The sequence below is a fragment of the Petralouisia sp. genome (assembly GCF_056822245.1).
This window is the reverse complement of the sequence record NZ_JBQIOP010000096.1, coordinates 1-4,486: the sequence shown is the minus strand read 5'-3', so window position 1 is coordinate 4,486 and position 4,486 is coordinate 1. Positions and strand designations below refer to the sequence as shown.

At 44.8% G+C, this 4,486-nt stretch carries 4 protein-coding genes; all 4 read right to left on the bottom strand.

Annotated elements, in window-relative coordinates; genetic code table 11:
- Positions 1-277: 277 nt before the first annotated feature.
- The 4 genes from ACTO17_RS19560 to ACTO17_RS19545 all read right to left on the bottom strand — a co-directional run bounded on the left by ACTO17_RS19560 (position 278) and on the right by ACTO17_RS19545 (position 4,322).
- Complete coding sequence (locus ACTO17_RS19560; protein WP_482559104.1) at positions 278-496, bottom strand: hypothetical protein; 219 nt, start codon at positions 494-496, stop codon at positions 278-280.
- Entirely contained in the window at positions 489-1,088 is a 600-nt protein-coding gene (locus ACTO17_RS19555; protein WP_482559103.1) for a hypothetical protein, read from the bottom strand. The genes ACTO17_RS19560 and ACTO17_RS19555 overlap by 8 nt, the downstream gene beginning before the upstream one ends.
- Before the next feature lie 186 nt (positions 1,089-1,274).
- Positions 1,275-2,390 (bottom strand): ABC transporter substrate-binding protein, encoded by a 1,116-nt coding sequence (locus tag ACTO17_RS19550; RefSeq protein ID WP_482559102.1) that lies wholly within the window; start codon positions 2,388-2,390, stop codon positions 1,275-1,277.
- A gap of 96 nt (positions 2,391-2,486) precedes the next feature.
- Positions 2,487-4,322, bottom strand: a complete 1,836-nt coding sequence (locus tag ACTO17_RS19545) for a sensor histidine kinase (RefSeq protein WP_482559101.1) — start codon at positions 4,320-4,322, stop codon at positions 2,487-2,489.
- Positions 4,323-4,486: the final 164 nt, after the last annotated feature.

Sequence of the window (4,486 nt, the reverse complement as noted above, 5' to 3'; positions counted from 1 at the left end):
GGAACTCCTTTCTTTTGTGCGGGTGTTTGTTTAGGCACTTATACTCTACCACAAAAAAGAGTTCCCTTCTTAAATTTTCCGAAAAAAATTTTACACTATCGTTGAATTATCAATATATATGTTTTTATTATCTCCCTATACAGCCTTGTAGCACAAAAAGACCTGCTGTATTTCAAGCAAGTTTTTAGTCAAAACAGGGAAAATCAAAAAAGGATTGCCACTGCAACCCTCTTTTGCCAATAATAAAACGGATTCATTATCAACACCACTTTACGCTCTAATCATCCAGCAACTCAGGCGCATTGTGGATCGCCATTTCTCTTTGCCTTTTTCTGATTGACATTATCATTTCCCGATTTTTCTTCCTGCTTTGTTCTAATTCCTGTTCGTTTGCCTTTTGAAGTGGATCTGGAACAACAAGCCGCATTGGTCTGTCCTCATAATATAAATCATTCAGATAGCCTTCTTCTCTCATTTTAAATCCCCTTTCATTCATAAAATAGTCCTGCCTCTCCACACTGTTTCAAAAAAGAAAGCGCTAAATCATAATGCTCTTTTACTGTAAGATTTTTAGTTGCTTTTGCGACAAATTCCTTAAACAAAGCAAATGCTTTATGAAAATCATATTTCTTATCTTTATACAAGTAATGAATCGTTCCCTGATTTGACACCACGGAAATAACAGTCACCGTAGAATAAACAAGGAAAAAACGTATATCCTCAAGTGAGAATGTCTGTGATGAAGGATGGTTGTGCAGAATAACCACTGATACGCTGTCTGCCGATGTCAGTATATGGTTTGACAGCGTATCTGATGTTATTTGCACGCTATGCTCTGTTCCATAACTGATTCCGTATTCATCTAAAGGCATATCCGCACCAATATCACAAGTAATTGCCACTTCATTGCTGTCATTAAATTCTTTGGATAATGACAACACATCTCTTGCTAACTGCCGCATAATCATATTTTGTTTTTCTGAAAAGTTTTTATATCGTATATATGGCACTTTTTGTATTGCAATATCCGTAATATAAATCTTTTCCGTTCTTTTCTTTGCCTGTTTTAATTCTTTATTGTTTTCCATAAAATACTTCCACCTATTTTTTTATTATACATGGATATATCAAAAAAATCCATATATTTTTCCAATCGTATCGTGTCATTTCTCATCCAATTCAATCACAAAAAACATAACCACAAATGCTAAATCCGTTGTCTATCCTTCATAGGTTAAATAGTGTGTTCCTGCCCTGTATTTTGTTTGATGTACCTATAACTGGCACGCTATATCTGTTGCAGTCTGGGATACCGCGCCGGTAGCTTCCCAGTATTTCTGAACGCTTTCCTGACTGGTGTGAGCCATGACAAATTTCACAGCCGCATCTCTTTTGGCCGGATCATCCCATGCTTTCTTGGTGATATAGAATCCGGAAGAAATGCCTCCCACTTTCGAACCTGCTTCCGCTTTCTGATCCGGAACGCCGGGGAATGCCACAACAACGGTGTTTTCCGTATCTTCGATATTTCCGGTATACCAGGAGCCTTCCAGCTGCATTGCCGCCTGTTTGTCACGGAACAGCTGTCCCACATAAGCGTCGTCCACTGTATCGGTATCTTCCGGGAACGCGCCCATATCTCTTAAGGTTTTGAACATTTCAAGTCCCTTAACCCAACCTTCCGGCGCTGTCTCCGGAACGGATGTGTATTCCTCCGGCCCTGCTGCATAGAGCATCAGATACTCAATCCAGTAATGGGGCACGTTGTTCAAAGAACAGGCGATGGGAATCACCCCGTTTTCTTTAAATACGGTGATGGCTTTTTCCATGGACGCCCAGTCGGTGGGAAGCTCCAGGCTGTACTTGTCAAATAAATCCTTGTTGCAGTAAAGCCCTTCCCAGTATCCGGTGGTGGGAACTGCCCTTGCCACGCCGTCTGTATTGGTGGACGCCTCAATTGCAGTATCCAGGGTATCTTTGGCATAGTCTGGATATTCTGCCCGAATCTCTTCCAGGGAAACCAGCTTGCCTGTGGCAACAATCGTGTCTGCCGTTGCATCGGTAAAAAACTGAATGACATCCGGTTCATTTCCCACGGAAAAGTCTGCGTTTACCGCTGCTTTCCACTCTTCATCGGAAGTCTGGGAATTGTCCTCAATGGTGATATTTCCGTTCTCTTTCATAAAATCTGCATTGATGGATTCATAAGCTTCTTTGTTGGGGTCTGTCCCGCCGAACATGGACACGGTCTTTAAGGTAACAGGCTCTTCTGCCTCCTGTCCTGCGTCTTTTGACGTTTCTTTGGAATCTGCATTTTTGCTTCCGCAGCCTGCCAGAAGTGATGCCGCCATTGCCCCCGTCAACAATACTGCCAATAGTTTTTTCTTCATAGTAAATCCTCCTTTTGTTAACCTCACTATGTAGTTCCTTAGCTATATCCATATTATAGGGGCAAAGCATACAAAAAGCATTAGACCGGTTTGACATTATTTGTTTAATCTTGCTATGTTTTTCAATTCCTCTTCCACCAGGTTCCGTTCTTTTGCCGATTTTTCCTCCTGCCTTTTCTCATAGGGAATTGTAATCCTGGACACTGTCTCAAAGTCCGCCTCCTGCCCGATGGCAAGCCCATACTCTTCTCCGTACATCAGCCGGATTCTCCGGTTCACATTCTGAATTCCAATGGAAGTATGGCGGCCGGGCTCTTTGGGAATCTGAGCCTCTGTTCCTTCCAGAATGGCTTCTATTTTCTTCTTTGCTTCCTCTGTCATCTCTTTTCCCGTATTCCGCACCTCCAGATACACATGCTCCCTGTCATGGTACACGTTCAGGCGGATCAGCCCGTTTGCCATCACCTCCACGCCGTGGACAACGGCATTTTCCACAAGGGGCTGCAAAATCAGGGGCGGCACCATCAGATAGCGCAGTTCTTCGTCAATCTCCTGCTCGATCCTCAGCCGCTGGCCGAACCGCATGGACATAATATAGAAATAGGCGTTGACGCACCGCAGCTCTTCCGTGAGATGAATTTCCTTTACCTGGGCCCGGTTCATCCGGTAATCCAGAACGGTTCCCAGCGCCTCAATCATTTTGGGAATTACCGTATCTCCCGACATCCGGGCCTGCCAGTTCATCATTTCCAGGGTATTGTTGAGGAAATGGGGGTTAATCTGCGCCTGCAATGCCTGGATCTGGGCGTCTTTGCGGGCCAGCTTCTCATCATATGCATATTCAAAGAGACAGCGGACCTGCCCGGACATACTGTCAAATCTCTCTTTCATATACTGAAACTCTGCATTGGGCATTTCTCCCTCCACCATGGCCCCCATTTCTCCGGCCTCCACCCGCTTGGAAGCCTGCATAATCTGCCCGATGGGCACCTGAATGTGACGCCTGAGAAAATCAACGCCATAATATACCAGGGGCACAAAGAGAATCATCAGTAAAAAAGCAATCGTATAGAATTCATACAGACTGGAATACAGTTCTGCCCGCTCTGCCAAAAGCACCGCTCCCATATGGTAAGTATCATACTGTTTCTGGTAAAGGCAGCCGGTGTAATTCCTGTCTCTGATCCAGTCTATCCGCTCTCTTTTTCCGCTGTCATACTGCTTCAAAAGCCGGGCCGCCATTTCTTCTTTTTCCTGTTCTTTGGGAATTCCCAGCTCCAGTATGTCGCTGCCGCTGCCGATGCAGATAAACATGTTTTCCCTGACGTCCTGGGACACATCCTGAAATACTTTATATTTGTTCAATTCCACCACAAGCGTTCCAAACCGCACATAATCCACAGTGGTATACAGATTCCGGATAATAAACATCCGGCCCTCTGTCACCCGTACATAGGAATAAGAAGAATCCATGGCGATAATATCTTCCAGGCCCGGCTGAATCTCCTCCAGATAGCTGTTGTAGGAAATTCCGGTTCTGGAGGAAAAACAGTCCGGGCTCCCGTAACAGTAATAGGCATACATATTAAACCGTTCGTCCTGATAAAATTTTCCTTTCAGACTGGTGTTGACCTCCTGCAGATATTCGTTTCTGGTATTGCTTCCGTTTTCATAGCTTTTCCAGGCATTTTCCCAGGTTTTTTCATAGGAAGGGCGCTGGCAGAGGCTAACGGCGTCGCCAATCCGAATGGAGGCAAAGGAAACTATATTCTGCAGTTCCTCTTCCATCAGCCGTTCGGCTTTTCCTACAATTCCCTGGTGGTAGGACACTGTGGTAAATGCAAAAAATACTGTAACCGGCACGGCCCAGCACAGTATCATAAAGAGGAGGATTTTCTTTTTTAGGGATTTTGGGGGGATTTTTTTCTTCATGGGAGGGCTCCTGTCTTTTCGAGGGGGTGAATATTTTATTTTTTTGGGATACGGACGGAAAATCGGGGCCGGGGGCTTTGTCTCACGCAAACCGGGCGGCGTTTCGGCGAACTAACCGATAACGGAGACTAAGGAAGTCAGGAGCGCCTTCCTTCCCAAGTCTC

Bases quoted from the DNA above. Each gene is read 5' to 3' on its own strand.
- ACTO17_RS19560 (WP_482559104.1), bottom strand. From the start codon at position 496: ATGAATGAAAGGGGATTTAAAATGAGAGAAGAAGGCTATCTGAATGAT.
- ACTO17_RS19555 (WP_482559103.1), bottom strand. From the start codon at position 1,088: ATGGAAAACAATAAAGAATTAAAACAGGCAAAGAAAAGAACGGAAAAG.
- ACTO17_RS19550 (WP_482559102.1), bottom strand. From the start codon at position 2,390: ATGAAGAAAAAACTATTGGCAGTATTGTTGACGGGGGCAATGGCGGCA.
- ACTO17_RS19545 (WP_482559101.1), bottom strand. From the start codon at position 4,322: ATGAAGAAAAAAATCCCCCCAAAATCCCTAAAAAAGAAAATCCTCCTC.